The sequence below is a fragment of the Bradyrhizobium algeriense genome, from assembly GCF_003062295.1.
GTDB classification, from domain to species: domain Bacteria; phylum Pseudomonadota; class Alphaproteobacteria; order Rhizobiales; family Xanthobacteraceae; genus Bradyrhizobium; species Bradyrhizobium algeriense.
Genome location: NZ_PYCN01000012.1, coordinates 54,168 through 79,651, shown reverse-complemented (window position 1 = coordinate 79,651; position 25,484 = coordinate 54,168). Strand labels below are relative to the sequence as shown.

Sequence of the window (25,484 nt, the reverse complement as noted above, 5' to 3'; positions counted from 1 at the left end):
AATGCATGCCGGACTTGCAACCAATGCCTCTCGCGGCCTGTGCGGAATTCGCGCCAGGCCGTAAACCAAACTCGATACGCGTCGGAAGGGACAAGCCTCCGGCGAACTATGCGTCGGCAACTAAAAATGAAAAGGCCTCCGCCGCCGCGGAAGTGACGCCTTTGTCGCGAACCTCTTCTTGACCGGAGGTTTCCAGTTCGACGCCAGCACGCCTGCTCATACACCGTGGAAAATCTTGATTCCCCACAGCACGATAACGATGGCCAACACCAGCGTAGCCGCCGTCAGTACACTTTCTAAGGAAGCGACTCTCATACTAACTCTCCGCTTCCCAGCCCCGCTAACGGTCTAGGTGATTCGTTGATTCTCCTGCAATCGCATGATCACAATGCTTTGAACGTTACCCCGCGGTTGTGTTTTACAGGTCACACATCTGGGGTTGGCGGTGCACTCCTCCGCGGCGACAGCATCGGAATGCGTCAACTGAAGCGGAAATGCCCGCCTCTTCCGACGGTTTTTCGATGGAGCAGGACTTACTCGGGGCGGCTTGCCGAAGCGTAGGAACCAGCCGGGACCATCGCACTGCGTCGCCGTTCGGCGTGAGCCGCCAGACGGTCGTACTCCTCCGCCACCTTGAGCAAACGCCCCTGGTCCTTGACGGCGTTTGCGGCTAACGCCCTTGTCAGTTCCGCGCGCTTGCGCCAGTGATCCGCATTGGTCAGGAAATCGGTCATCGATACGCCCCAAAATAAGATGGTTTGCTCCCCAGCCGCGCGGACGTCAGAATGGTTCGCGATACGTCAAAAATTTGGCCTAATTAGATCTGCCGTGTGAATCAAAGGACGTGTGACTTTCCGGCGAGCCTCATCCTTGTTCCCTTTCCGACGCAAATTCGCCCTCGACTCAATGGAAAGGTTGTCGTCGAACCGACGACCGGGCCACCTTGTGAACAGGAATGTGTCATGAGTATCGAATATCCGCCGCAAGACAAACAAGCCCGCCGCGATTCATTTCGAAATGTCGGACATGCCGACAATGTCGTGCCGCTGCGTGAAGGCAATGACGTGCGTCAGGCAAATGAAGCACTGCTTCAGAGCGACGAACTTCTCACCGCCCTGGCGCCCCTGCTCGACGAAGTCGACGGACTTCGGGGTGATGACGCGCAGCATCAGAAAACCGATAATGTCGGGGTGCTGCTCGAAGAGAATGCCCGGCTGCGAAAGCTGGCGGTCAAGCTGTCAAATCTCCTTGGCGACCTTCCCGAGCGGAGCACGTAAGGTCGAGACCGCCGCGATCGACGCGGCGCGGCCAAAGCAAAGGCAAGCGCGCCTCGGTGCGGAGGATTTCGGCGCGAGGATTTTCACTCTGCCGAGATGGATCGCCGATCACAGCCGCCGCGCCAGCTCGCCGGTGAGAACGGCAGCTCCGAGCATTGCGAAGCGAGCTTTGACGCCTCGGAACTGCCCGGAGCGGAACTGCCCGGAGAACGGCTCTTCAATGCAGCCGCCGGTTCATTCCGGCCCGGCGTTGCGCGGGATGATCCTGCGGACGCCGGCCGTGCGGCTGATGATGTTGCCTTCAAGCCAAATTGTCTGGGCATCCAAGCCTCCATCCATGAACACCCTGCTGACGCCGGGTGTCGTTCCCAAGTGCAACCTAAGACGAATCTGCGGCTCAATCATTAAGCTTGTCTTGTTGCCCACAGCGCACAGGGGAAGCTTGCGCTTGATTTCTTGATTTGGAAACGGGAACCGTTGGCTCACCGTATTTGTACGTGACTTATTTGTACGTGACCTTTGGGCCGTGCGCAGGTTTCAAACGTCCGTCAACGGAAACTACCCCAATTCGCGCCCCTGCATACTCAGGTAGAGAATGCACTCGGCATGGAACGGTGAGATGGGTTCTCAAGTCTCCTGCGCTGGTGCGTCGACCACCACCGGGCAATCGCTTCGCCAAGATCATCCCAGATCGTGGTGGGAAGATCGGACACCGCGATGCGGATGCTATAGCGATCAGTCGTGGGATTATGGAACCATTCTGCCCCTGCAAAATCAAACCCGAAACTCCCTGCGTGCTGGATTGGCAAACCCGTCCGGGCGAGATCGTTGCTCATTTCCGCAGCCGTCCGTCTCGCCGTTGCCTCATCAAGCGGCTGATGGCTGCCGATCGTGACGTAGAGGCCGTGAACGAAATGGAGTTCGGCCGTCAAGCCTGGGAGAGCAGTCGCAAAATACCGGCTGGCACGACGGCTGTTGCGCAAAATGGCCGCGATTCGTTTGTTCGTCAGCTCGCGATATAACGGTGCGCCGATGTAGGGAGGGAAATGCGCCGGCAGCGCCGCGCCGCCCAATAGCCGAACAGCATTTCGCGTTTCGACCGGAAGTTCCCTGAGCTTCGATCCGCGGGGTACGTTCCTTTCCCAATTGACGAAAGTCACGGAGCCCAGTCGACCGTACTCTGCCCCGAGCGAATCCAGCTTCGTATGGCTACGCACCATGACAACGGGGATAGCCAATTCACGAGCACGTCCCGACACCCGCCGGATGCGCCCTGACGCGCTGGAGAAGCAGGTGGTATCGAAGATCAAGAGATCAGGCGCCGATTTCGTGGACTGAAGCCCGGCATCAAACGCGGAAGCGGATGCGGAGGAGTCCAGCAACATTATCCGCGATGAAGCCGATCTCCGAGCAGCGCCCTCTTCCAAGGGACGCTTCAGCGCAATCATCCGCAAACGATCGGCATAGCCTTCGATGAACTCCTGCGTCTCACCATAGGCACCAGGCAGGACCACAATGTCCGCCCCTCCGGTCACCCGGGCAGACGCCAACAGCAGAGCCGAGATCGCGGCCATGCCGGAAGCCGTATAGATGGTATCGATCGCGCCGCACTCGCGTTCGTAGAAGGAGGGGCCGCGCACATCGAGATCGGCGCGCTGGTAGTCGTATCGAAATTCGAAGGGGCCGATGCGCTGTTGGCCGGGATGTGCCCAAGCCGTCTCGGTGACGTTCCAGTCATGCAGGGCGTGCTCTGCCTTAAGGGCAGCGGTGAGCTGAAACTTGTGCCGAATGACTTCGCTGACCGACCGCGGGCAGGTCAACGGCAAGGGGTGTCTCAGGCAGCCATTGATCAGCCTGAGTTCCTGGTACTTCCGATCTAGATATGCCTTGACGCTCTCCACGTAAATTCCGCCGATTGGGTGCCTGATCTAACGTTTCAAGGCCGCATCGGGTTCACTTCGAATAGAGCTGGCGAGACAGAGCCGGAGTCGACGGCACGCACCTTGACGGACGTCGTTGGCCGATTGGGTTTGGCCGTCATCAGCGGGCCCTCCCCGGCCTCAGACATCGCGCGCAAGAGCCGATCGTCTTTTTGCAACCAGCGGGCATCTCGAAATTGAGAGGTAGAAATCATCGTCGCCTCTGAGGCCAATGAGGCAAGACCTGCGCTAAATCCAAAAGAACCCAGCTCGCCTTTTCTGAGCACGGCCGCTGGGTGTCAGTTGAAGGGCAGGTTTTAACGCTCCCGCCTGTCACCTAGATGGTCCAGACGTTCCTGGCTGCAATGAGATTACGCAAACTTAAGGTCCGCGGTGCCGGACGTGGTGCGTTAAACGGGACCACGGTAAAGTGGACAAAAGTGAAAGGGGGTCAAACCAACCTATCGGCGCGCCCAATTCAATATGCACGAAGAAAAATCGGGTGGAAATCAATGACAACAATCAAAACGGTCGAGACTGAACTCTATCGGATCCCGCTGACGGTTACCCTCTCCGACAGCACGCATGGCGAAATCGCAGCCTTCGAACTGGTGACATGCCGCGTTCGCGATTCAGACGGGGCTGAAGGCACGGGCTACACCTACACCGTCGGGCGTAATGGCGGCGCGATAGCCGACATCCTCAAGCGGGAGATCCCTGAACTGATCGAGGGCCGGCACGCCGACGACACCGAGGCCATCTGGCATCATATCTGGTGGGGCCTGCATTATGGCGGGCGCGGCGGACCGCCCGTGCTTGCGCTCTCGGCGCTCGATATCGCCCTGTGGGACCTGAAGGCGCGCCGCGCCAATCTGCCGCTGTTCCGTCTGCTCGGTGGCTTCGACGTTCGTGTGCCCTGCTACGCCGGCGGCATCGACCTCGATCTTTCCGTCGAGGCGCTGCTGAAGCAAACCGATGATAATCTTGCCAAGGGCTTTCGCGCCATCAAGATGAAGGTCGGCCGCCCCGATCTCGCATCCGACGTCGCGCGCGTGCAGGCGATGCGCCAACATCTCGGTGACGGCTTTCCTCTGATGGCGGACGCCAACATGAAATGGACCGTCGAGGAAGCCATCCGCGCCGCGCGCGCGTTGCAGCCCTACGACCTCACCTGGCTCGAAGAGCCGATCATTCCGGATGATATTGCCGGTCATGCCCGCATCATGGCTGCCGGCGGCGTGCCGATTGCGGCCGGCGAAAACCTGCGCTCGCTCTGGGAGTTCAAGAACTATATCGCAGCCGGCGCGGTGTCCTATCCCGAGCCCGACGTCACCAATTGCGGCGGCGTCACCGCCTTCATGAAGGTCGCGCGGCTTGCGGAAGCGTTCAATCTTCCGGTCACCAGTCACGGCGCACACGACGTCACGGTCCACCTTCTCGCGGCCTGCCCAAATCGTTCCTATCTCGAAGCGCACGGATTTGGGCTCGATCGCTATATCGAGCACCCGCTCGTACTCCACCAAGGCACGGCATTGGCACCAACGCGGCCCGGCCACGGAATCAGCTTCGACTGGAAAGGATTGGCGCAGCTCGCACAATGATCGCAGTGGCTGCGCCAAGCTGAGCGGTCCTGTAAATCTCGACCTGGCTGTTCGCGGGTTCCTGCGCTCTCCTCCTTCGAAGTTCTCCGGGGAAACCATCGCTGCCTCGCGCGTTGTGCGGAGAGGAAACAATAGGAGGATGGTTCATGCGACCTTCAATTCTCGCCATGACAGTGGCTTTTGGCATTGCCATCGCCGCGCCGGCACTGGCCCAGCAGTCGACGGCGCCTGGCCAACAGATGCAATCTGACAAGCAGATGCAAGAAGAAGCGGATAAAGGCATCAAGACCCGCGACTCCGGACAGTCCGGATTTGTGGGACAACAGGAAACACCAGGTGCTTCCGCGCATGCACCCGGGCATCCCAATCCGAGCAGCAGTCAGACAACGACGGGTTCGGGTGCTGCGAGTTCCGGCCGGGATTCCGGGACTAGCACCAGTCCGCGCTAATACTGAGCTTCAGCACGGGACCGGTACACACGACGTCCGCGATCGTCACGAACGCGAGGCGGGATGTGGTGGACGCGGCAGCGTCAGGCGCGAGAAGTTGTTCGCAGGGCGGTTATCCGTGAGCGAATACATCGCGCAAGACGTACGGCGCTGAAGCGTACGGCAAAACCGTGTGGTCCCGACACCCGTGGCTGGTGCCAAGCTGCCGGTGGCGAATTCGATCCGACCGGATCGATTGAGCCATCAAGCGGGCAGCGATGGAGGCAAGACGAATTCGTCTCCAGGGAGCGCGGCATAAGCCGTCAAGCCATTGCGCAGGGGATGCCGGCGGGCTCCGGCTGTATGCTCGTGTGCGCCTCTACCTCCATCTTGCACACGAGACCGCGGGTGCAGCAAGCATCCGGCATTCCCTGCTCCCTCTCGTTTGAGGGACAAGGTCAGGCAAACCTCGGGCTTATTGGGCCGCGAGAACGCATGTTTATGTTTCGTTTCAGGCCAGGGAATCCGCGGTTGACTTCCCGGTTGACTCGGGAACCGCCAGCAATCAGAAAAAGCCCTGAAAAATGAATGGCAAGAATAAATGATAAAATAATTGGTCGGAGTGGCAGGATTCGAACCTGCGACCCCTGCGTCCCGAACGCAGTGCTCTACCGGGCTGAGCCACACTCCGACTTGGAACGCGGCTTATAGCCTTGGGTGTCGGCGACCGCAAGCAGCCGGATTAAGGAAATTAATCACAGTGAATGTTGCCCTGAAGACCCAGATTTTGCCCGCCGGCGAGCCCGCCGTGGCGGCGGCGGCGCGTATCCTGGCCGAAGGCGGCCTGGTCGCGTTTCCGACCGAGACCGTCTATGGCCTCGGCGCCGATGCCACTAATCCGGCCGCGGTTGCCCGCATCTACCAGGCCAAGGGCCGGCCGGCCTTCAATCCGCTGATCGCCCATGTCGGCAATATCGCCGCTGCCCGCAAAATCGCGCGCTTCGACGCTGCTGCGACCGCGCTGGCGGAGGCATTCTGGCCGGGCCCGCTGACGCTGGTGCTGCCGAAAACGGAAAGCTGCGCGGTGGCCGACCTCGCCACCGCCGGGCTCGACACGGTCGCGATCCGGATACCGGCCCACCCTGTGGCGCGCGAGATCCTGCGTGTGTTCGGCGGCCCGGTGGTCGCGCCATCCGCAAACATCTCGGGCCACGTTTCCCCGACCACCGCCGCCCATGTGCAGAGCGACCTTGCGGAGCGGATCGAGTTGATCGTCGATGGCGGGCCGGTCGCCGTCGGCGTCGAATCCACCGTCGTCGGCTGCTTCGATGCGCCGATGCTGTTGCGCCCCGGCGGCGTGCCGCGCGCGGAGATCGTGCGCGTGCTGGGCCGCGCGCTTGTGCAGCCGCCGGCGGATGCCGGAACCGACAGCGTGCAACCGCTGGCGCCGGGCATGCTGACGTCCCATTACGCGCCGCGCGCGCGTGTGCGCCTCAACGCGCAAGCGCTGGAGCCCGGCGAAGCATTGCTCGCGTTCGGCCTCGGAGCAATTTCGGGAATTGACGCCACCTCCACAGTGATGAATCTGTCAGAGCGCGGCGACCTTGCGGAGGCCGCCGCCAATCTGTTCGGCCACCTTCGCGCGCTCGACGGCAAGGGCGTGCGCACCATCGCTGTCATGCCCATCCCGAACGAGGGATTGGGCGAAGCCATCAACGACCGGCTGCGTCGCGCAGCAGTCGGGCGAGAATGAACGAGAACAAGAAAATGAATATCGTCCAGGGCTCCAAGAAAGGTTCCGTGCCGCCTCTTCCCGCCGAGCTGATCGCAAAGTTTCGCGCCATCGTCGGCGACAAATATGCCGTGACCGATGCCGCCGATATCGCGCCCTACGTCACCGAGGAACGCGACCTGTTTCATGGCCGCTCGCCATTGGTGTTGCGGCCCGGCTCGACGGCGGAAGTGTCCGCGATCTGCAAGCTCGCCAGCGAGCACAAAATCGCGCTGGTGCCGCAGGGCGGCAATACCGGCCTCGTCGGCGGACAGACCCCGCACAATGGCGAAGTCGTCGTCTCGATGCGGCGGCTGGACAAGATCCGCGAGATCGATCCCGCTTCCAACACCATGACGTGCGAGGCCGGCGTGGTGCTGCAGATCGCGCAGCAGCACGCGGCCGAGGTCGATCGCCTGTTTCCGCTGTCGCTCGGCGCGGAAGGAAGCTGCACCATCGGCGGCAATCTCTCCACCAATGCCGGCGGCACCGCTGCATTGGCGTATGGCGTGGCGCGCGAAATGGCGCTCGGGCTCGAGGTTGTGCTCGCGGATGGACGGATCCTGAACGGATTGTCAAAACTGAAGAAGGACAATACCGGCTACGATTTGCGCAACCTCTTCATCGGCGCCGAGGGCACGCTCGGCATCATCACCGCGGCGACGCTAAAATTGTTTCCAAAGCCGCGTGCGGTGGAGACCGCCTATGTCGGCCTCAAATCGCCGGCAGAGGCGCTGAAGCTGCTCTCGATCTCGCAGAACGAGGCGGCCGGCAGCCTCACCAGCTTCGAATTGCTGGCCGACATCGCGGTCGATTTCAGCCTGCGTCACGGCATCGACATTCGCGATCCCCTGACGACCAAGCATCCCTGGTACGTGCTGATGGAGTTATCCTCCTCGCGCGACGACGCCCGTGACGCGCTGGAAGCGATCCTCGCCAAGGGCATGGAAGAAGGCATCGTCGACGACGCCGTGATCGCAGCCAGTCTCTCCCAGCGCGCCGGCTTCTGGAAGCTGCGCGACGAGATGTCAGCCGCGCAGAAGCCGGAAGGCGGCTCGATCAAGCACGATATCTCGGTGCCGGTCGCGGCGGTGCCAGCGTTCATCGAAGAAGCCAATGCGGCGGTGGTAAAACTCATTCCGGGTTCGCGGCCGGTACCGTTCGGCCATCTCGGCGACGGCAACATCCACTACAATGTCAGCCAGCCGATCGGGGGCAACACCGCCGACTTCATGTCGCGCTGGCACGAGGTCAACGAGGTGGTATTCGCGATCGTGATGCGGATGGGCGGATCGATTTCGGCCGAGCACGGCATCGGCGTGCTCAAGCGTGACGAACTGCCCGACGTGAAAGACAAGGTCGCGATCGAGCTGATGCGCGGCATCAAGGCGATGCTCGATCCGCTCGGCATCATGAACCCCGGCAAAGTGTTGTGACCGTGACGGCTGCGAAGATAATTCCCACGCTCGCCATCGCCGACATTGCGGACGCCGATGTCGCCACCGTTATCGCGTTGTGGCAGGCCTGCGGCCTGACGCGGCCGTGGAACGATCCCGCAGCCGACATTGCGCTCGCCCGCCGCGAGCCGAATTCAACGATCCTGATCGGCCGCGACGGTGACGCGATCGTGGCGACCGCGATGGTCGGCCATGACGGCCATCGCGGTTGGGTCTATTATGTCGCCTCCGATCCACAGCGCCGCGCCAAGGGTTATGGCCGTGCGATCATGAACGCGGCCGAGGACTGGCTGCGCGCGGCCGGCATCTTGAAGCTTCAACTTATGGTTCGCAAAGACAATGCGCAGGTCCACGCATTCTACCAGTCGCTCGGCTATTACAACCAGCAGACCGTGACCTTCGCCAAATGGCTCGACGGCCGCGAGCCGACGCCGTAGTTTCCAAACGAACGGGCAGCCATGACCATCTCCGATCGCGTCCGCGTCAAGAACGTCGAGATCCTTTCCGACGACTACTACCTCTTGAACAAAACCACGTTCGAATATCGCCGCGCCAACGGCGAGTGGCAGACGCAATCCCGAGAGACCTATGACCGCGGCAACTGCGCCACCGTGCTGCCCTACAACATCGCGCAGCGCACCGTGATACTGGTGCGGCAGTTTCGCTATCCGGTCTATGTCAACGGCTACGACGATCTCCTGATCGAGGCCGCCGCCGGTGTATTGGACGGCGAAGCGCCCGAGGTGCGGATCCGGGCCGAGGCGGAAGAGGAGACCGGTTATCGGCTCGGCGAGATCAGGAAGATCTTCGAAGCCTTCTCGAGTCCGGGCTCGGTCACCGAGAAGCTGCACTTCTTCGTCGCCGAATACGAGCCCTCGATGCGCATCAGCAGCGGCGGCGGCCTCGCCGATGAAGGCGAAGACATCGAGGTGCTGGAACTGCCGATCGATTTTGCGCTCGCGATGATATCAGACGGCCGCATTGTGGATGCGAAGACGATCATGCTGTTGCAATACGCCGCGCTGCATATTTTTCGGTGAGGACCGTAGGGTGGACACGCTTCGCTTTGCCCACCCTACAAATATGACGCTTCAAAACAACGAGCCCTGCCCGTCATCCTCCGCCGTCACCTTGCGCGGCGCGGCCTTCTTCGCAGGCTTCGGCTCCTCCGCCGCGCGCTCCTCGTCGGTGATCGGCAGCAGCAGTTGCGCGTCGTCATTGACGACGCGGTTGACGCGCGTGGAAATCTCGTGCCAGGCGAACTCGCCCTCAGTCGGCCCGCGCAGCAGCGGCATGACATCGTCTGCATCGTACGCGCGGCCGTCGAGCCAGCGTTCGAATTCTTCAGGCGCGATCGTCACGGGCACGCGGTGATGCAGCACGGCAAGGTCGCGGCTGGCAGGCGCGGTGACGATGGCGACGCTGTCGGTCTCCTCGCCGTTCGGCCCCATCCAGGTCTCCGCGAGCGCGGCAAAGCCGACCGGCCGACCATCGCGCCGGTGGATGAAAAACGGCCGCTTGCGGCCGCTCGCATCCTGCCATTCGTAATAACCGTCGGCCGGGATCAGGCAGCGCCGCCGCTTGATGGCATTCTTGAACGCCGGCTTCTCCAGAACCGTCTCGGAACGAGCATTGATCAGGAGCGTAAATTTGCGGGGTTCTTTGACCCACGACGGAATCAGTCCCCAGCGCATCAGCCGGAAATGGCGGCCGCCATTTTCCAGAATCACAACCGGAACTGGCTGCGTGGGCGCAATATTATACCGCGGCGGGAAATTGGGCTGCTCGATATAGCCGAAGATCTGCCGGAGTGCCGCAGGCGGTGAGGTAATTACAAAACGTCCGCACATTATCTGAACAAGATAAGCCGCTGTTTAATGGGTGTTAACCCCCGATGTTAACAGTGGGATAGATGACCTTCATGGCCACCACAGAAGTGCGATCCGATCGCCCGATGCCGCCACCGACGATGGCTCGTATAGACGAGGCGCGCGCGGAGCAATTGCGCGCCGCCAACATCAATCCCCGCACCGGGCTCGCCACCGACTACCTGAATCATTTCAACGAAGCCGTCATGCTGCTCGAAATGGTACCGGACATGCCGGAATGCGCGGAGGATTTTCTCACCTGGACCCCGCTGTCTTACGCCGAGCACTTCTGGGCCTCCAACTTCAAGGCCCGCGACCTCGCGATCGAGGCCTATGAATGCGCCGACCCCAAGGTCCGTGCCAATTTCGACAATCTCACCGCCACCATGACCTCGATCCTGACCGCGGTGGGCAACGCCATGCGCGAGGCCCAACAGGACAAGACCCGCGCCACGCTGGCCGAGCAGGCCACCGCCTGGGTCAAGCCGCTGGTGGCGCTGGCCGGCGGCGTCATCAACGGCAGCGCCGAGGGCGACATCGAAGCGGTGATGTCGAACTAGCCGCGCCACGCCTCGCTCCGTCTCGTCGTATTAGACCTGCGCGAACCGATCGGGCATGATCGTTCGCACCGCAAGTTCCCTGCTTACCGGATTCCCCCTTGGCTTCCCCTGTCCAGCCGACCCACCCCCAACTCGCCGTCAGCGGCGCGATTTTTCGTGACGGCAAGGTCCTGCTGGTCCGCCGCGCCCGCTCGCCCGGCAAGGGTTTTTACTCGTTCCCCGGCGGCCGGGTCGAATTCGGCGAATCCCTGCACACGGCGCTCCACCGCGAAGTGGACGAGGAAACGGGCCTGAGAATCGAGATTCTGGGCCTGGCCGGCTGGCGCGAGGTGCTGCCTGGGGCCGGCGGCGGCGGGCATTACCTGATCATGTCGTTCGCGGCGCGCTGGACGGCCAGGGAGCCCGTCCTGAACGACGAGCACGACGATTTCAAATGGCTGGCGCCGGATGGGCTCGGCGACCTCAAGGTCACCGGCGGCCTCCTGGAGGTCATCGAGGCCGCCCGAAAGCTGGTCTAGCGGCCGTTCCCGGAGCCTCACACCTTGCCTCGGGCGTATTGAGGGGGCATATCGGCCCTCAAATGCTCAAGCACGCCCTCGCCGCCCTCATCCTCATTTCGGCCTGCCACCTGGCCCCCGTGCGGGCCCAGGATGCCGCCGCGCCGTTTGACGGCGACCTGCAGCGGCTGGCCGAGATTCTCGGCACCCTGCATTACCTCCGGGGCATCTGCGGCTCCAATGAAGGGGCGAAATGGCGCAACGAAATGCAGGCGCTGATCGACGCCGAAACCCCGTCCGGCGACCGCCGCGCCCGCATGATCGCGGGTTTCAACCGCGGCTATAACGGCTTTCAGCAGACCTACCGGACCTGCACGCCTGCAGCCTCCGTCGCGATCCGCAGATATATCGAGGAAGGCTCAAAGATCTCGCGCGACCTCACCGCGCGCTACGCGAACTAGGCAACCATGGACGCGATCTATTTCGACCTCGACGGAACGCTGACGGACCCCAAGCCGGGCATCACCCGTTCGATCCAGTATGCGCTGCAAAGGCTCGATCATCCGACCATGCCGACCGAGGACGAACTGACCTGGTGCATCGGCCCGCCGCTGCGCGCCAGCTTCGTCAGGCTGCTTGGCGCGGAGACGTCGGCCGATCTCGCCGTGACGTATTATCGTGAGCGATTTTCCGATGTCGGCCTCTATGAGAACGGCGTCTACGACGGCATCGGCGAGGTGCTGACGTCGCTCTGCGCCTCCGGCCACCGACTGTTCGTCGCCACCAGCAAGCCGCATGTGTTCGCCCAGCGCATCATCGATCATTTCGGGCTGCGCGATCACTTCGAGCGCGTGTTCGGTTCCGAACTCGACGGCACCCGTGTGGACAAGTCGCATCTGCTCGAATACGCGCTGAAGGAAGCTTCGGTCGATCCGGCCAAAACCCTGATGATCGGCGACCGCAGCCACGACATGGTCGGCGCGAAAAACAACGGCATGAAGGGCATCGGCGTGTTGTACGGCTACGGCAGCCGGGACGAGTTGCTGGAGGCCGGCGCGCACCATGTTTGCGCGACCCCGGGAGCGATCCTCGGCTGCATTGCGTGAGACGCGCGGGAACTTTTGTCGTCGCCTGAAATTCGAGCAGCGCCGTTAACCCTTCCTAAAGATGTGGCCTAGGCGAGCCTGTCGCGCGTGCTACAGCTTGTCGCGTTAGGATGCGTTCCGCCCTGGTTCGCGCGCAGATTTCGTTGAGCTTCATGAGCCGCCCAGCCTCGTTCCCGACCGCCCGCGACCCGCTTCCCGACTTCGAGCAGAAGCAGACTGCGCTGAGCTATTTGAGCGAGGCCTGGGCGGAAGCGCGGCACGATGGTGTCGATGGCGACTGTCTCGCGCAGGCGTGCCTGTTCACGGCGCTGGCCGAACTGGTCTCGACCTACGGCGAGGACGCAGTGGCGAAGTTCGTGGAAGGTCTGCCGACTCGCGTGAAGAACGGTGAGTTTTCGCTGAAATTGGCGAAGCAGTAGATCGACTACGCTGTCATCGCCCGCTTCGCGGGTGATGACGAAGCAATATTGTGCCCTACGCCTTCAACGTCTCCAGAAACCGCACCGGCTCGCCGGTTGACGGCGTCGTCACCTCACCCTGCCACATCACGCGCCTGCCGCGCACGAAGGTGCCGACCGGCCAGCCGGTGACGCGGACGCCGTCATAGGGCGTCCAGCCGGCGCGCGAGGCCACCCACTTGTTGGTGATGGTCTCCGTGCGCTTGAGATCGACGATGGTGAAGTCGGCGTCATAGCCGGCGGCAATGCGGCCCTTGCAGGCGATGTTGTAGAGCCGCGCGGGGCCCGCGCTGGTGAGATCGACGAAGCGCGCCAGCGACAGCCGCCCGGCATTGACGTGATCCAGCATCAGCGGCACCAGCGTCTGCACGCCGGTCATCCCCGAAGGCGAAGCCGGATAGGTCTTGGCCTTTTCCTCCAGCGTGTGCGGCGCATGGTCCGAGCCGAGCACGTCGATGATGCCTTGCTCGATGCCGTACCAGATACCCTCGCGGTGATCGGCCGAGCGCACCGGCGGGTTCATCTGCGCACGGGTGCCGAGCCGCTCGTAGCATTCGGGCGCGGCCATGGTGAGGTGATGCGGCGTGGCCTCGCAGGACGCGACGTCCTTGTGATCGCGCAGATACTCGATCTCCTGCTTGGTCGAGATGTGCAGGACATGGATTCGTTTTCCCGTTTCGCGCGCGAGATTGACCAGCCGCTGCGTCGCCATCAGCGCCGCGGTCTCGTCCCGCCACACCGGATGCGAGCGCGGATCGCCCTCGATGCGCAGCGGCTTGCGCTCGTTGAGGCGATATTCGTCCTCGGCATGAAAGGCAGCGCGACGGCGGATCACCTGAAAGATACGCCGCAGGCTTTCGTCGTCCTCGACCAGCAGCGCGCCGGTAGAGGAGCCGATGAACACTTTTACGCCGGCGCAGCCGGGCGCACGCTCCAGCTCGGGAAGATCCTGCACGTTCTCGCGGGTGCCGCCGATGAAGAAGGCAAAATCGCAATGCATGCGGTGACGGCCGCGCTTCACCTTGTCGGTAAAGTTGGCTTCCGTGACGGTGAGCGGATCGGTGTTCGGCATTTCGAACACGGCCGTGACGCCGCCCATCACGGCGCTGCGCGATCCCGTCTCCAGGTCCTCCTTGTGGGTCTGACCCGGCTCGCGGAAATGCACCTGCGTGTCCATCACGCCGGGCAGGACGTGCAGGCCCTTGCAGTCGATCGTCTCGGCGGCGGACGCCTGCCCGAGCCCGCCGATCGCCGCGATCCGGCCGTTGGAAATGCCGATATCGCGGATGCCCTCGCCGTCCTGATTGACCACGGTGCCGGATTTTAGAATGGTGTCAAATCGTTGATTCATCGCTGATTCATCGGTCCTTAGGCACCCGCTTCTAGGCCGCCGCGGGGCTTGTTGGCGGCACCTTAGCGTCTTAACTTCGGATGGGATATCCGCCACCTGCGTTTCCCCAGGAACTTCAAAAAGCACGTCAAAAGAGGCTGATTTAGCTTATGAAAGCAGCGTTTCTTCCGGACCGGGGCGTGGTCAAGGTCAGCGGCGAGGATGCCCGCAACTTCCTCAACGGCCTCGTCACCACAGACGTCACGCTGCTGCAGCCCGGCCTTGGCCGGTTCGGCGCGCTGCTGACGCCGCAGGGCAAGATCACGGCCGACTTCCTGATCACCGAGGCCCCTGCTGGCCATGGCGGCGGCTTCCTGATCGATGCGCCCCGCGCGCTGGCCCAGAACCTCGCCGACAAGCTCGGCTTCTACAAGCTGCGCGCCAAGGTCGCGGTGGAGAACATCTCCGACAGCATGGGCGTGCTGGCGGTGTGGGACGGCGAGCCGGCCGTGAAGCCCGATCTGGCGTTCGCCGATCCGCGGCATGAGGGTCTTGGCTGGCGCATTCTCGTGCCCGAAGATCTCAAGCAGAAGGTCGCCGATCTGATCGGCGCCGAGCTCGTGGACAGCGAGGGCTACGAGGCCCATCGCATCGCCTTGGGCGTGCCGCGCGGCGGGCTCGATTTCATGTATAGCGACGCGTTTCCGCATGAGGCCAATATGGACCGCCTCCACGGCGTCGATTTCGACAAGGGCTGCTATGTCGGGCAGGAGGTGGTGTCGCGGATGCAGCATCGCGGGACCGCGCGCACGCGGATCGTGCGGGTCACGCTGGAAGACTTTTCGCCCGAGACCGGCATTCCGGTTGTCGCCGGTGACAAGCAAGTCGGCACCATGGGCTCGACCGCTGGTGGCAAGGGCCTGGCCCTGCTCCGGATCGATCGCGTGGCGGACGCGCTGGATGCCGGCGCGTCGCTTAGCTCCGGCGGCCTTGCGATCCGGCTGACCGACCCGAACGACGTTCGCACCCCACCGAAGCAGACCGTCGCATGAGCAAATCTGCGCGCCTGCACGCCGACGGCAAAACACGGTGCCCATGGCCCGGCGAAGATCCGTTCTACATGGCCTATCACGACACCGAGTGGGGCGTGCCGGAGTATGACGACCGTGCGCTCTATGAAAAGCTGATTCTCGACGGCTTTCAGGCCGGGCTGTCGTGGATCACGATTTTGCGCAAGCGCGAAAACTTCCGCAAAGCGTTCGACGATTTCCAGCCGGAAAAGATCGCGCGCTACAGCGACAAGAAGATCCACGCGTTGATGAACGATGCCGGCATCGTGCGCAACCGCGCCAAGATCGAAGGCGCCGTCAACAGCGCCAAGGCCTATCTGAAGATCATGGAAGAAGGCGCCGGCTTCTCAAAATTCTTGTGGGACTTCGTCGACGGCAAGCCCGTCGTCAACCAGTTCAAGACCACGGCCAGCGTGCCGGCCTCGACGCCGGTCTCGGTCAAGATTTCAAAGGAGCTCGGCGCGCGCGGCTTCAAATTCGTCGGGCCGACCATCGTCTACGCCTTCATGCAGGCCACCGGCATGGTCAACGACCATCTGGTCACGTGCTTCTGCCACGAGGCCTGCAGCGGCAAACTTCGCAAGCCTCGCCTCAAGGCCAAATGACGGCGCGAAGATCGACCAGCATCGCCAATCGCGCCTGGCAGCGGATGCTGTCGGGGCGGCGGCTCGATCTGCTCGACCCCTCCCCGCTCGATATCGAGATTGCCGACATTGCCCATGGCCTGGCGCGCGTCGCACGCTGGAATGGGCAGACCAGCGGCGCGCATATTTTCTCGGTGGCGCAACACACGCTGCTGGTGGAAACCGTCATGCGCGAGCAGATGCCGCGCGTCGACGTCCGCTTCCGGCTTGCAGCGCTGCTGCACGACGCGCCGGAATATGTCATCGGCGACATGATCTCGCCGTTCAAGGCGGTGCTCGGCGGCGATTACAAGGTGGTGGAGAAGCGCCTGCTGGCGGCGATCCATATTCGCTTTGGTTTGCCGCCGGTTCTGGCGGACGAAATTACCAAGGCCATCAAGGCGGCCGATCGCGGCGCGGCCTATCTCGAAGCCACCCATCTGGCGGGATTTTCGGAAGGAGAGGCGAAGCGCCTGTTCGGCAGGGATCCCGGCCTGCCCGAGGCCACGGTGCGCGATTATCTGACGCCGTGGACCGCAGCCCGGGCCGAAAAGCAGTTTTTGGCGCGATTCAAGCTGCTGCTTGCTTGAACGGGCGCCGTAGGGGGCAAAGGCGCGCCTTCGCGCCGTGCCCACCAGATTCCAAGGATCGTTGAAACAAGTGGTGGGCACGGTTTCGCTTTGCCCACCCCACGGACTACGGCTTATAATCGCCAGCAAGGGCTACCCAAGGATCGCCATGCTTCACATCTGTTCGCTTGCCGCACTCCCCGAGACCGTCAGAGCCACCGGCGCCAGCCATATCCTCACCGTGATGGCCAATGTCGATCAGGTGCTGCGGCCGGCTTCGGTGCTCGAGGCCAACCATCTGAAAGTGTCGATGGACGACATCACCGAGCAGATGGACGGTTTTGTCGCGCCGTCGGACCAGCATATCGAGAGGGTGCTGAACTTCGTCCGCAATTGGGACCGCAGCGCGCCAATGGTGGTGCACTGCTATGCCGGCATCAGCCGCTCGACCGCGAGCGCCTTTGCGGCTGCCTGCGCACTCAATCCGCATCGCAACGAGATCGAGATTGCCCGGCAAATTCGCGCCCGCTCTCCGATCGCTTCCCCGAACCGGCTGATCGTCAGCCTCGCTGACAAGGCGCTCGGGCGCGAGGGCCGGATGCTGCGCGCGCTCGACGAGATGGGCCCGGGCAGCATGACCGTCGAAGGCCGGCCGTTCCAGCTCGATCTGGAATGACGCAGCGTTCCCCGAATGCTGCGCAGCGCGCCGTGCTTGCGGCGTGGTGCGCTGCTGATCCGGGGTCCAATGCGCTGCAATCACGGGTCCCGGCTCTGCGGAGCAGCGCTGGGCGCTGCACCGCGTCCGGGACAAGAATGACGTGCTGATGGCGCAGGCCCATTTGAACTTTTAGCGGGCAAAACTGCACTCACTGGATTGCGACCGGGCTGCCGACGTGGCCGGTTAACGGTCTGACGCGTCCGCCTGGAGGCTCCATGTTCGACGAACCCTTCGTTTTCTTCTTCGCGCCGCTCGTGATCGCGATCGTCGCTTTGATTTTCGCGCGAAAGGCCATGAACCAGGTGGCGGAGTTGCGCCAGCGGCTGGATGCGATCCAGTCGGCACCGGCGGCCGCCGCCGCGCCCGTGCCACCGCCGCTGACGCCATTTGAAGCGTTCGAGCAGACCCTGCCGCCGGTCTCGACCGCGGCCGCACCGACACCACCGCCCCTCGTTCCCGACGCAGAATCCGTCGCCCCCGTTGCGCCACCCGAGACATCAGAGCAGGCCGTTGGCGGCGCGGCGACACCGCCGCCGCCATTGCCACAGCCCGACCGCGGCTTCGAGGAAACCATCGGTACCCGCTGGGTGGTGTGGATCGGCGGGCTGACGCTGGCGCTCGGTGGGTTCTTCATGGTGCGCTATTCGATCGAGGCCGGCCTGCTCGGCCCCGGCGTGCGCACGATGCTGGGCGGCTTGTTTGCGCTCGCCTTGCTGCTGGCAGGCGAATGGACCCGCCGCAAGGAAAGCATCTCCGCCATCGAAGCAACGCCTATCGCCAACATTCCGGCCATTCTGACGGCCGCCGGAACGGCAGTGGCATTTGCCACGGTGTATGCAGCCTATGCGCTGTACGAGTTCCTGGTGCCGGCTACCGCCTTCATCCTGCTCGGACTGGTGGCGATGGGCACGCTTGCCGCGGCGCTGCTGCACGGGCCGGCGCTCGCCGGTCTCGGCGTCGTCGGCGCCTTTGTCACGCCTGTCCTGGTCTCGTCCGACAAGCCGGACTTCTGGGCGCTCTACATCTATCTCGCGATCGTCACCGCAGCCGCTTTCGGACTTGCGCGTGTCAGGCTGTGGCGCTGGCTTGCGGTCACTACCATCGTGTTTGCGCTGCTATGGACCTTCCCCTGCCTGCAATGCGGTCCGTCGATGGTCGGCCCGCATGCGTTCCACGTGCTCGCCGGTTTCATTCTTGCGGCCCTGCTCGTGGTCTCCGGCTTCATGTTCGGCCCACCCGCCGACGAGGGACAGGTCGAGCCGATCTCTTCCGGCTCGCTTGCGGCCTATCTGCTCGGCGCCACCTTGATCGTGCTGAACAGTTTTCATGCCGACACCGCGATGATCGTGTTCGGCCTCTTGGTGGCCGGCGGTCTCCTGGTCGCCTGGCGCAGCGATGCCGCCGCCGGCGCGGTCGGGGCTGCCGCTGCATTGGTCTTTGTCGTATTCGCTGAGTGGGCCGTTCGCGCCAATCCCGACATGCTGGTGCTGCCCGGCGGCCCGTTGTCAGACATCGGACCGAACGCCACGGACGGGTCGGTGTCGCTGCATCTGATTTCGGCCGCGATCTTCGCCGCAGGTTTTGGTGTGGCGGGCTTCCTGGCGCAGGGTCGCTCCGTCGGACCAATCATACCGGTGATCTGGTCGGCCGCGGCGGTCTTCACGCCGCTGGCGCTGCTGGTCGCACTCTACGCCCGCATCGTCCATCTCGATCGTTCGATCCCGTTCGCGATTCTCGCGGTCGCGCTCGCCGCGGCCTATGCCGCTGCGACCGAGGTCCTCGCCAAGCGCGAAGACCGTCCGGGACTGCAGGCCTCAATCGCGCTGTTTGCGACCGGCTCGCTCGCCGCGCTGGCGCTGGCGCTGACATTCGCGTTGGAAAAAGGCTGGCTCACGATTGCGCTGGCGTTGATGTCGGCAGGTACCGCCTGGATTTCGACGCAGCGGCCGATTCCGTTCCTGCGCGTACTTGCTGCGATCCTCGCCACCATCGTGGTGCTGCGGATCGCTGACGATCCGCGCATTGTCGGCACCGCAGTCGGCACCACGCCGATCTTCAACTGGCTATTGTGGGGCTACGGCATTCCGGCGCTCTCGTTCTGGGCCGGCAGCATCTTGCTGCGCCGCGGCGGCGATGACGCGCCGCTGCGGACGGTGGAGGCGGCGGCAATCCTGTTCACGGTGCTGCTGGCGTTCATGGAAATCCGCCACGCCGTCAATCAGGGCGACGTCTATCGCCAGAGCGCCGGCCTCACCGAGGTTGCGCTGCAAGTCTGCGTAGCGCTCGCAATGGCGATCGGGCTGGAGCGCCTGCGTATCCGTACCGGCAGCGTCATTCACAATGCCGGCGCGATCCTGCTCACGGCGTTCGCAGGCCTTGCGGCGGTGTTCGGGCTGCTGATGCTGGAGAACCCCATTCTCTGGTACATCGACGTCGGCGGCGCCGTCATCAATCTGCTGCTGCTCGGCTACGCCCTGCCCGCAGTTCTCGCACTGCTGTTGTCATACGCTGTCGCAGGCCGGCGCCCGGTCAGTTACGCCAACACGATCGCGGCGGGAGCGCTCATTCTCGCGCTTGCCTATATGACGTTTGAAATCAGGAGAATTTATCACGGCCCGGTCATGTCGGTCGGCCCGACCACCGGCGCCGAACAATACACTTACTCGATCGCGTACCTGGCGTTCGGCGTGGTGCTGCTCGGCATCGGCATTCTCTTCAACTCGCAGCGTGCGCGGCTGGCCTCCGCCGTCGTCATCGCACTGACGATCCTGAAGGCCTTCCTGATCGACATGTCGACGCTCACGGGCGTCTACCGCGCGCTGTCGTTCATGTGCTTAGGCCTGGTGCTGGTGGCGATCGGCTGGCTGTACCAGCGGATCCTGTTCCGCAGGCAACAGGCAGCGCCGGTCGCCCCGGCAACACCGACAGGGAGTTGATCAGGCGGCGCGCACCGATTCGAGGAATTTGGCGACCTCGAGCTTGAGACGGTTGCTGTCGCCCGACAGCAACTGCGCCGCGGTGAGCACGTGTGACGAGGCTGTCTCCGTCTCGGTCGCGCCACGCTGCACGTCGGTGATGTTGGCGGAGACCATCTGTGTCCCCATCGCCGCCTGCTGCACGTTGCGGGAGATTTCCTGCGTCGCCGCGCCCTGCTCTTCCACGGCGGCTGCGATCGCGGAGGAAATTTCGGAAAGCTTTCCGATGGTGCCCGAGATTTCCTGGATGGCGCCGACCGAATCCTGGGTCGCAGCCTGAATGCCGGTGATTTGCTGGCCGATCTCGCCGGTAGCCTTGGCGGTCTGTTCGGCCAACGCCTTCACCTCGGACGCCACGACCGCGAAGCCACGGCCGGCTTCACCGGCGCGTGCCGCCTCGATCGTGGCGTTGAGAGCAAGCAAATTGGTCTGGCCCGCGATGTTGTTGATGAGCTCGATCACATCGCCGATGCGGGCGGCCGCCTTCGACAATTCGCCGACGCGATCATTGGTCCGTGACGCCTGATCCACAGCGTCGCTCGCCATCCGCGCGGATTCCTGCACCTGCCGGCTGATCTCGTTGACGGAGGATGCCATTTCCTCGGTGGCGGATGCGACCGACTGCACATTGGTGGAAGCCTCTTCCGAGGCTGCCGAGACGGTGGTGGCAAGCTCCTGGGCGCGCTCCGCGGTCGAAGTCAGCGTGCCTGCGGATGCCTCGAGTTCGGTCGAGGCGGACGACACGGTTTCGACGATCTCGCCGATCATGGCTTCGAAGTCCCGCGTGATGCTGTCGACGCGACGGCCGCGCTCGATCTTGGCTTCGGCATCGCGGGCGGCGGCCTCGTCGGCGGCCTTCTTGGCGATCAGCGCATCCTTGAATACCTGCAGGGCATCCGCCATCGCGCCGATTTCGGTCTTCTCACCGCGGCGCGTTACTGCGGCGGACAGGTCGCCGCTTCCCAGCGCCTGCATCGGCATCACGATGGATGCAATTCCGCTCGAGAGGTCGCGGACGAGATACATTCCCACGCCGACACCGCAGATGACGACGGCGGCGACAACGCCCAGAACAATCCAGAACGCGAAATTATAACCTTCCGCGGCCTGCCGGGTCGCGGTGTCCGCGCCCGCATTGTTGAGATTGATGGATTTTTCCAGGAACGCATCGGATTCAGCGGCGATGACCGCAACCTTCTTGGAGATGGCTTCGCTCGCCTCATGGGGAATCCGTCCGATGCTCTGACGCGACAACTCGATCACGTCCTGAACGCCGGTGATGTACTTGTCCCAGGCGCGCGCCCAGTTCTCGTAGATCGAGCGCTCTTCGGGAGAGGTAATCATCGGCTCGTAAGCCTTGCGATCTTTTGCGATCCTTTCGAGGATACCGGCCAGTCGCTTGTCGTTGGCGGCCTTCGCCTCCAGCGTTTCCGCCATCACATGGGCACGGAGTGCAACGCGGAACAGGTTGATATTCGCGCGCAGTTCACCGAGCACCCGGACGCTCGGAAGCCAGCTCGAAGCGATTTCCACCGTATGGGCGTTGATCACCTGCATGCTGCGGATTGCCAGCAGGCCCATGCCGGACATTGCGATCAGCATGAATGCGATCACGGCGATGACCTTGGCGCGAATGGAAAGTGCGGACATGGCTGGCTCTCTCAAGCGTTGGAGACAGGCGCCGCTGAATTATGAGGAACTGCCGTCAAATCTTCGATGCGCCGGGAATATTCGGCAACGGTACGCGCCAGGTTCCAAGCGATGGTTAATTTGGCGCTCCGTAAAATTACCGGGCGCCGGGGCGTACGCCGGATCGAGCGCTAACCGACGGATTCGGCGACAAGACGAATCCTGAACACGGGCTTCTTGGCCTCGTCCAGAAGCTCCATCTGCCATTCGGCGTTCTGTTTCAGGCTGCGCGAAAGGCTGCCGAGCAGGTTACCGCAGACCTTGGTCATCTCGGTCCAGGCGGCCTCGCGGCTTGCGAATTCGGATCCCTGATCGGATGCGCCTGCGTAGCTGCCGTGGCTGATCCGAAAAAAATACACCGGCATGATTGATCTCATGGGTTGGGCCGCCCCCCGGCCTTCTCTGCCGGTCACCAGTTGGAATGAGATTCGCTACCGGGACGTGAATCCGCCAGCCCGTATGACTACGGGTTGGCGTTCGTCAGCTGAAATGGATTCGCCGGAGCCGAGGCCGGCTTACCGCGCGATCAATCGGTCGAGCGGCGCAGCTCCGGGGCACTCTCGGTCTTGGCCGGTTCGGATTTGGCCGGTTCAGACTTGACCTGCTCCAGCTTCGGCTCGGCCTTCACCGGCTCGAGCTTGGCGCTCTCGACCGTTGGCGTCTCGACCCGCCCCGTTACTTCAGCGCGTGCGTCAGCCGACGTGCGCGACGGCTCGTCCCGACGATGCAGCGAGCGCGGTCGCGCCACGGAGCGCGCCATCAGCATCTGCGAGGCACCCTGATGACGGAAATCGCAATAGGCGAAGCCCATGCCCGAGACGGAGCCGCGGAACGAGCGATCGTCGCGCTTGTCGAGATTGAAGCACGGCTCGAACGGAAGTCCCTTGATCGAAGCACAAACGGCCTGGCCGCGAATCTGCAGCGTGTTGCCGGGCAGGCGCACATGGCGGATCGGGCCCGAGCCGCTGAACTGGACAGAACCGGCTGCGCCGAGATCTTCGAGAATGCGGCCGGCGCCACGGGTACCGTCGAAACAGGTAAAGGCGAAAACCTTGCCGCTCACAAACCTGCGCGCCTCGTCAGCATTCATGCTCCCGGCGAGCGCAGGAACGATCATCGCGACTGCCGTGACGGCCCCCAGAACCAAACGCGCAAGCATGCAGCTACTCCAACTTAACAATAGCGCGGGCGCCCGCCTTTACCCCGTGCTTACCATATCAACAGTGGCAACATTGGAGCAGGTTGGTTGGTAAAGTCTGAACGCCGTTAGAGAATTTTTACCACGATTCGACCGCGGACCTGGCCGGCGAGTATTTGCGCACCGGTTCCAATGACCTGGTCGAGGGCTATTTCCTGAGTAATATCAGCAAGTTTCCCCTTATCCAAATCGCTTGCAAGGCGGTTCCAGGCAAGCTTGCGCTGGGGCAGCGGACACATCACGGAATCGATGCCCAGAAGGCACACCCCGCGTAAAATGAAAGGCGCGACCGAAGACGGCAGGTCCATGCCGGCGGCAAGCCCGCAGGCGGCGATGGCGCCGCCATATTTCGTCATCGAAAGCAGGTTGGCGAGCGTGGTCGAGCCGACGCTGTCGACGCCGCCTGCCCAGCGCTCCTTCGCCAGCGGCTTGGCGGGCCCTGCGAGTTCGGCACGGTCGATCACCTCGGCGGCACCGAGGCCCTTCAGGTAGTCGGCCTCCGACATGCGCCCGGTGGATGCGATGACGTGGTAGCCGAGTTTCGAGAGCACGGCGGTGGCGACCGAACCGACGCCGCCGGCAGCTCCCGTCACCACGACAGGGCCGCTCGCAGGCGTCAGGCCATGCTTCTCCAGCGCCAGCACCGAGAGCATCGCGGTGTAGCCGGCGGTGCCGATCGCCATCGCGTCGCGGGTCGAAATGTTGTCGGGCAGCCGCACCAGCCAGTCGCCCTTGACGCGCGCCTTCTCGGCATAGGCGCCGAGATGGGTCTCGCCCATGCCCCAGCCATTGCAGACGACCTTGTCGCCGGCCTTCCACGCTGGATGTGAGGATTGCTCGACGGTGCCTGCGAAATCGATGCCGGCGATCATCGGGAAGCGCCGCACCACAGGGGCCTTGCCGGTGACGGCCAGGCCATCCTTGTAGTTCAGCGTCGACCACTCGACCGCGACCGTGACGTCGCCTTCCATCAGCTCGGCTTCGTCGAACTGCGTCAGTGCGGCGGTGGTGCCCTTCTCCGCCTTGTCGATCCTGATGGCCTTGAACGTTCCCACGGCAAACTCCCCGGACTTTTCTCAGTCAGGAGTGTTTACCGCATCAGGCGGGTTGTGCAACCGGGCGCGCGACCGGCTGCTCGACGATCGGCAGGTTGATCAGCGCCGACAGCACGCCGAAGAAGATCGAGAGCCACCAGATCGGCGTATAGGAACCGAACTGCTCGAACACCACGCCGCCGAGCCAGACGCCGAGGAAACCGCCGACCTGATGGCTGACGAAGGCAAAGCCATACAGCGTCGCAAACCAGCGGGTGCCGAACATCAGCGCCACCAGCGCCGAGGTCGGCGGCACCGTCGAGAGCCAGGTCAGGCCGGTAGCGGCGCCGAATACGATCGCCGAAAAGGTGGTGATCGGAAACGAGATGAACGCCATGATCGACAGCGCGCGGGCGAAGTAGATGAGCGAGAGAATATAGCGCTTCGGATATTTGTTCTGCAGCCAGCCGACGCTGAGCGAGCCGATGATGTTGAAGAGGCCGATGGCCGCGACCACCCAGCCGCCGGTCGACGCAGCAACCCCGCGATCGGCCAGATAGGCCGGCAGATGCACGGTGATGAAGGCGAGCTGGAAGCCGCAGGTGAAGAAGCCGAGCACCAACAGAACATAGGAGCGATGGCCGAACGCCTCCGCCAGCGCAGTCTTGAACGATTGCTGGTCCCCGACAGGCTCGTTCGATGACGTCGAAGGCGGCGTCGCGATCGCCAGCGACAGCGGCACGATCAAGAGCATCAGGAGCGCGAACACCGTCAGCGCCGCCTGCCAGCCGAAATTGTCGATCATCGCGACGCCGAACGGCGCGAATAGGAATTGTCCGAACGAGCCGGCCGCGGTGCCGGCACCGAGCGCAAAGCCGCGCTTCTCGGGCGGCAAGAGCTTGCTGAACGCCGACAGCACCAGGTTGAACGAACAGCCTGATAGTCCGAAGCCGATCAGGACCCCGGCGCCAAGATCGAGCGACAACGGCGCCGTCGAATACCGCATCAGCAGCAGACCGCCGGCATAGAGCAGCGCACCGACGATCATCACACGCAGGACACCGAAGCGATCGGCGATGGCGCCCGCGATCGGCTGGCCCAGGCCCCACAACAGGTTCTGCAGCGCCAGCGCGAGGCCGAAGACGTCGCGCCCCCAGGTGAACTCGCGGCTCATCGGCTGGACGAAAAATCCAAGGCTCGAGCGCGGCCCAAAACTCAGCAGCGCGATCAAGCATCCGCAAATGATGATCACCAGCGGCGTCCGCCAGGTGCCAAGGCCGGAGGATGGACGAAGATCGCCGGTCGTTGCTGACATATGAATTTCCTGCGGGCCGAA

Annotated in this window: 27 protein-coding genes and 1 tRNA gene; 17 read left to right on the top strand and 11 right to left on the bottom strand. The window is 63.2% G+C overall.

Annotated elements, in window-relative coordinates; genetic code table 11:
• Nucleotides 1-533: 533 nt before the first annotated feature.
• Entirely contained in the window at nucleotides 534-734 is a 201-nt protein-coding gene (locus C7G61_RS22715) for a hypothetical protein (RefSeq protein ID WP_108518582.1), read from the bottom strand.
• A gap of 228 nt (nucleotides 735-962) precedes the next feature.
• On the opposite strand from C7G61_RS22715, the gene C7G61_RS22710 reads away from it, so the two are divergent.
• The gene (locus C7G61_RS22710; protein ID WP_108518580.1) at nucleotides 963-1,277 is read left to right on the top strand and encodes a hypothetical protein; all 315 of its coding nucleotides are present in this window, start codon (nucleotides 963-965) and stop codon (nucleotides 1,275-1,277) included.
• A gap of 234 nt (nucleotides 1,278-1,511) precedes the next feature.
• Here C7G61_RS22710 and C7G61_RS44010 read toward each other — a convergent pair whose 3' ends face one another.
• Nucleotides 1,512-1,763 carry a hypothetical protein gene (locus C7G61_RS44010; RefSeq protein ID WP_145963670.1) on the bottom strand — a complete coding sequence of 84 codons (252 nt, stop codon included), beginning with the start codon at nucleotides 1,761-1,763 and terminating at the stop codon, nucleotides 1,512-1,514.
• A 98-nt stretch (nucleotides 1,764-1,861) separates the two neighbouring features.
• On the bottom strand, nucleotides 1,862-3,178 hold the full coding sequence (locus C7G61_RS22705) for a hypothetical protein (RefSeq protein WP_108518577.1): 1,317 nt from the start codon (nucleotides 3,176-3,178) through the stop codon (nucleotides 1,862-1,864).
• Between the two features lie 530 nt (nucleotides 3,179-3,708).
• On the opposite strand from C7G61_RS22705, the gene C7G61_RS22700 reads away from it, so the two are divergent.
• Both C7G61_RS22700 and C7G61_RS44005 read left to right on the top strand, forming a co-directional pair.
• On the top strand, nucleotides 3,709-4,797 hold the full coding sequence (locus C7G61_RS22700; RefSeq protein ID WP_108518574.1) for a mandelate racemase/muconate lactonizing enzyme family protein: 1,089 nt from the start codon (nucleotides 3,709-3,711) through the stop codon (nucleotides 4,795-4,797).
• A gap of 146 nt (nucleotides 4,798-4,943) precedes the next feature.
• The gene (locus tag C7G61_RS44005) at nucleotides 4,944-5,246 is read left to right on the top strand and encodes a hypothetical protein (RefSeq protein ID WP_145963669.1); all 303 of its coding nucleotides are present in this window, start codon (nucleotides 4,944-4,946) and stop codon (nucleotides 5,244-5,246) included.
• Nucleotides 5,247-5,839: 593 nt separating this feature from the next.
• Here the strand turns inward: C7G61_RS44005 and C7G61_RS22695 are convergent.
• Nucleotides 5,840-5,916: transfer RNA gene (locus C7G61_RS22695), tRNA-Pro, on the bottom strand.
• Between the two features lie 69 nt (nucleotides 5,917-5,985).
• Between C7G61_RS22695 and C7G61_RS22690 the strand changes: the two genes are divergently transcribed.
• Genes C7G61_RS22690 through C7G61_RS22675 form a run of 4 tightly spaced genes read left to right on the top strand, consistent with a single transcriptional unit; the run spans nucleotide 5,986 to nucleotide 9,493 of the window.
• Entirely contained in the window at nucleotides 5,986-6,978 is a 993-nt protein-coding gene (locus tag C7G61_RS22690; protein ID WP_190241925.1) for an L-threonylcarbamoyladenylate synthase, read from the top strand.
• Between the two features lie 14 nt (nucleotides 6,979-6,992).
• The gene (locus C7G61_RS22685) at nucleotides 6,993-8,432 is read left to right on the top strand and encodes an FAD-binding oxidoreductase (protein ID WP_108518835.1); all 1,440 of its coding nucleotides are present in this window, start codon (nucleotides 6,993-6,995) and stop codon (nucleotides 8,430-8,432) included.
• Nucleotides 8,433-8,434: 2 nt separating this feature from the next.
• A complete protein-coding gene (locus tag C7G61_RS22680) occupies nucleotides 8,435-8,890 on the top strand; it encodes a GNAT family acetyltransferase (protein WP_420836784.1) in 456 nt (151 codons plus the stop codon).
• A gap of 21 nt (nucleotides 8,891-8,911) precedes the next feature.
• Entirely contained in the window at nucleotides 8,912-9,493 is a 582-nt protein-coding gene (locus tag C7G61_RS22675) for an NUDIX hydrolase (protein WP_108518569.1), read from the top strand.
• A gap of 51 nt (nucleotides 9,494-9,544) precedes the next feature.
• Here C7G61_RS22675 and C7G61_RS22670 read toward each other — a convergent pair whose 3' ends face one another.
• The gene (locus C7G61_RS22670; RefSeq protein WP_108518566.1) at nucleotides 9,545-10,303 is read right to left on the bottom strand and encodes an SOS response-associated peptidase; all 759 of its coding nucleotides are present in this window, start codon (nucleotides 10,301-10,303) and stop codon (nucleotides 9,545-9,547) included.
• A 104-nt stretch (nucleotides 10,304-10,407) separates the two neighbouring features.
• On the opposite strand from C7G61_RS22670, the gene C7G61_RS22665 reads away from it, so the two are divergent.
• From C7G61_RS22665 to C7G61_RS22645, 5 genes are all read left to right on the top strand, one after another.
• Nucleotides 10,408-10,881 (top strand): hypothetical protein, encoded by a 474-nt coding sequence (locus C7G61_RS22665; protein WP_108518831.1) that lies wholly within the window; start codon nucleotides 10,408-10,410, stop codon nucleotides 10,879-10,881.
• Nucleotides 10,882-10,979: 98 nt separating this feature from the next.
• Nucleotides 10,980-11,399, top strand: coding sequence for an NUDIX hydrolase (locus tag C7G61_RS22660; protein WP_108518564.1), 420 nt, complete (start codon nucleotides 10,980-10,982; stop codon nucleotides 11,397-11,399).
• 62 nt (nucleotides 11,400-11,461) lie between these two features.
• The gene (locus C7G61_RS22655) at nucleotides 11,462-11,839 is read left to right on the top strand and encodes a TIGR02301 family protein (protein WP_108518562.1); all 378 of its coding nucleotides are present in this window, start codon (nucleotides 11,462-11,464) and stop codon (nucleotides 11,837-11,839) included.
• A 6-nt stretch (nucleotides 11,840-11,845) separates the two neighbouring features.
• On the top strand, nucleotides 11,846-12,484 hold the full coding sequence (locus C7G61_RS22650; RefSeq protein ID WP_108518559.1) for an HAD family hydrolase: 639 nt from the start codon (nucleotides 11,846-11,848) through the stop codon (nucleotides 12,482-12,484).
• Between the two features lie 152 nt (nucleotides 12,485-12,636).
• Nucleotides 12,637-12,903 (top strand): hypothetical protein, encoded by a 267-nt coding sequence (locus tag C7G61_RS22645; protein WP_108518828.1) that lies wholly within the window; start codon nucleotides 12,637-12,639, stop codon nucleotides 12,901-12,903.
• A 55-nt stretch (nucleotides 12,904-12,958) separates the two neighbouring features.
• On the opposite strand, the gene C7G61_RS22640 is transcribed toward C7G61_RS22645, so the two are convergent.
• Entirely contained in the window at nucleotides 12,959-14,293 is a 1,335-nt protein-coding gene (locus tag C7G61_RS22640; protein WP_108518557.1) for a dihydroorotase, read from the bottom strand.
• Between the two features lie 149 nt (nucleotides 14,294-14,442).
• Between C7G61_RS22640 and ygfZ the strand changes: the two genes are divergently transcribed.
• The 5 genes from ygfZ (at nucleotide 14,443) to C7G61_RS22615 (ending at nucleotide 20,188) form a co-directional block, all read left to right on the top strand.
• On the top strand, nucleotides 14,443-15,324 hold the full coding sequence (ygfZ, locus tag C7G61_RS22635) for a CAF17-like 4Fe-4S cluster assembly/insertion protein YgfZ (protein WP_108518555.1): 882 nt from the start codon (nucleotides 14,443-14,445) through the stop codon (nucleotides 15,322-15,324).
• The gene (locus C7G61_RS22630; protein ID WP_108518553.1) at nucleotides 15,321-15,947 is read left to right on the top strand and encodes a DNA-3-methyladenine glycosylase I; all 627 of its coding nucleotides are present in this window, start codon (nucleotides 15,321-15,323) and stop codon (nucleotides 15,945-15,947) included. The genes ygfZ and C7G61_RS22630 overlap by 4 nt, the downstream gene beginning before the upstream one ends.
• Nucleotides 15,944-16,555: a YfbR-like 5'-deoxynucleotidase gene (locus tag C7G61_RS22625; RefSeq protein ID WP_108518551.1), complete on the top strand. Its 612-nt coding sequence runs from the start codon at nucleotides 15,944-15,946 to the stop codon at nucleotides 16,553-16,555. Before C7G61_RS22630 ends, C7G61_RS22625 begins: the two co-directional genes overlap by 4 nt.
• A gap of 148 nt (nucleotides 16,556-16,703) precedes the next feature.
• Nucleotides 16,704-17,210: a tyrosine phosphatase family protein gene (locus C7G61_RS22620; RefSeq protein ID WP_108518549.1), complete on the top strand. Its 507-nt coding sequence runs from the start codon at nucleotides 16,704-16,706 to the stop codon at nucleotides 17,208-17,210.
• 257 nt (nucleotides 17,211-17,467) lie between these two features.
• Complete coding sequence (locus tag C7G61_RS22615) at nucleotides 17,468-20,188, top strand: DUF2339 domain-containing protein (RefSeq protein WP_108518547.1); 2,721 nt, start codon at nucleotides 17,468-17,470, stop codon at nucleotides 20,186-20,188.
• Here C7G61_RS22615 and C7G61_RS22610 read toward each other — a convergent pair whose 3' ends face one another.
• The 5 genes from C7G61_RS22610 to C7G61_RS22590 form a co-directional block, all read right to left on the bottom strand.
• Entirely contained in the window at nucleotides 20,189-21,877 is a 1,689-nt protein-coding gene (locus tag C7G61_RS22610) for a methyl-accepting chemotaxis protein (RefSeq protein WP_108518545.1), read from the bottom strand.
• A gap of 170 nt (nucleotides 21,878-22,047) precedes the next feature.
• On the bottom strand, nucleotides 22,048-22,281 hold the full coding sequence (locus C7G61_RS22605) for a DUF6894 family protein (RefSeq protein ID WP_108518543.1): 234 nt from the start codon (nucleotides 22,279-22,281) through the stop codon (nucleotides 22,048-22,050).
• A gap of 161 nt (nucleotides 22,282-22,442) precedes the next feature.
• A complete protein-coding gene (locus C7G61_RS22600) occupies nucleotides 22,443-23,075 on the bottom strand; it encodes a hypothetical protein (RefSeq protein WP_108518541.1) in 633 nt (210 codons plus the stop codon).
• Between the two features lie 107 nt (nucleotides 23,076-23,182).
• Nucleotides 23,183-24,169 carry an acrylyl-CoA reductase (NADPH) gene (gene acuI, locus C7G61_RS22595; protein WP_108518538.1) on the bottom strand — a complete coding sequence of 329 codons (987 nt, stop codon included), beginning with the start codon at nucleotides 24,167-24,169 and terminating at the stop codon, nucleotides 23,183-23,185.
• A 43-nt stretch (nucleotides 24,170-24,212) separates the two neighbouring features.
• Nucleotides 24,213-25,463 carry an MFS transporter gene (locus C7G61_RS22590; protein WP_108518826.1) on the bottom strand — a complete coding sequence of 417 codons (1,251 nt, stop codon included), beginning with the start codon at nucleotides 25,461-25,463 and terminating at the stop codon, nucleotides 24,213-24,215.
• Nucleotides 25,464-25,484 lie beyond the last annotated feature (21 nt).

Excerpts from the sequence above, each read along its gene's own strand:
- C7G61_RS22715 (WP_108518582.1), bottom strand. The coding sequence starts at position 734 with ATGACCGATTTCCTGACCAATGCGGATCACTGGCGCAAGCGCGCGGAA.
- C7G61_RS22710 (WP_108518580.1), top strand. The coding sequence starts at position 963 with ATGAGTATCGAATATCCGCCGCAAGACAAACAAGCCCGCCGCGATTCA.
- C7G61_RS22700 (WP_108518574.1), top strand. The coding sequence starts at position 3,709 with ATGACAACAATCAAAACGGTCGAGACTGAACTCTATCGGATCCCGCTG.
- C7G61_RS44005 (WP_145963669.1), top strand. The coding sequence starts at position 4,944 with ATGCGACCTTCAATTCTCGCCATGACAGTGGCTTTTGGCATTGCCATC.
- C7G61_RS22685 (WP_108518835.1), top strand. The coding sequence starts at position 6,993 with ATGAATATCGTCCAGGGCTCCAAGAAAGGTTCCGTGCCGCCTCTTCCC.
- C7G61_RS22675 (WP_108518569.1), top strand. The coding sequence starts at position 8,912 with ATGACCATCTCCGATCGCGTCCGCGTCAAGAACGTCGAGATCCTTTCC.
- C7G61_RS22670 (WP_108518566.1), bottom strand. The coding sequence starts at position 10,303 with ATGTGCGGACGTTTTGTAATTACCTCACCGCCTGCGGCACTCCGGCAG.
- C7G61_RS22665 (WP_108518831.1), top strand. The coding sequence starts at position 10,408 with ATGCCGCCACCGACGATGGCTCGTATAGACGAGGCGCGCGCGGAGCAA.
- C7G61_RS22655 (WP_108518562.1), top strand. The coding sequence starts at position 11,462 with ATGCTCAAGCACGCCCTCGCCGCCCTCATCCTCATTTCGGCCTGCCAC.
- C7G61_RS22650 (WP_108518559.1), top strand. The coding sequence starts at position 11,846 with ATGGACGCGATCTATTTCGACCTCGACGGAACGCTGACGGACCCCAAG.
- C7G61_RS22645 (WP_108518828.1), top strand. The coding sequence starts at position 12,637 with ATGAGCCGCCCAGCCTCGTTCCCGACCGCCCGCGACCCGCTTCCCGAC.
- C7G61_RS22640 (WP_108518557.1), bottom strand. The coding sequence starts at position 14,293 with ATGAATCAACGATTTGACACCATTCTAAAATCCGGCACCGTGGTCAAT.
- ygfZ (WP_108518555.1), top strand. The coding sequence starts at position 14,443 with ATGAAAGCAGCGTTTCTTCCGGACCGGGGCGTGGTCAAGGTCAGCGGC.
- C7G61_RS22630 (WP_108518553.1), top strand. The coding sequence starts at position 15,321 with ATGAGCAAATCTGCGCGCCTGCACGCCGACGGCAAAACACGGTGCCCA.
- C7G61_RS22625 (WP_108518551.1), top strand. The coding sequence starts at position 15,944 with ATGACGGCGCGAAGATCGACCAGCATCGCCAATCGCGCCTGGCAGCGG.
- C7G61_RS22620 (WP_108518549.1), top strand. The coding sequence starts at position 16,704 with ATGCTTCACATCTGTTCGCTTGCCGCACTCCCCGAGACCGTCAGAGCC.
- C7G61_RS22615 (WP_108518547.1), top strand. The coding sequence starts at position 17,468 with ATGTTCGACGAACCCTTCGTTTTCTTCTTCGCGCCGCTCGTGATCGCG.
- C7G61_RS22610 (WP_108518545.1), bottom strand. The coding sequence starts at position 21,877 with ATGTCCGCACTTTCCATTCGCGCCAAGGTCATCGCCGTGATCGCATTC.
- C7G61_RS22605 (WP_108518543.1), bottom strand. The coding sequence starts at position 22,281 with ATGCCGGTGTATTTTTTTCGGATCAGCCACGGCAGCTACGCAGGCGCA.
- C7G61_RS22600 (WP_108518541.1), bottom strand. The coding sequence starts at position 23,075 with ATGCTTGCGCGTTTGGTTCTGGGGGCCGTCACGGCAGTCGCGATGATC.
- C7G61_RS22590 (WP_108518826.1), bottom strand. The coding sequence starts at position 25,463 with ATGTCAGCAACGACCGGCGATCTTCGTCCATCCTCCGGCCTTGGCACC.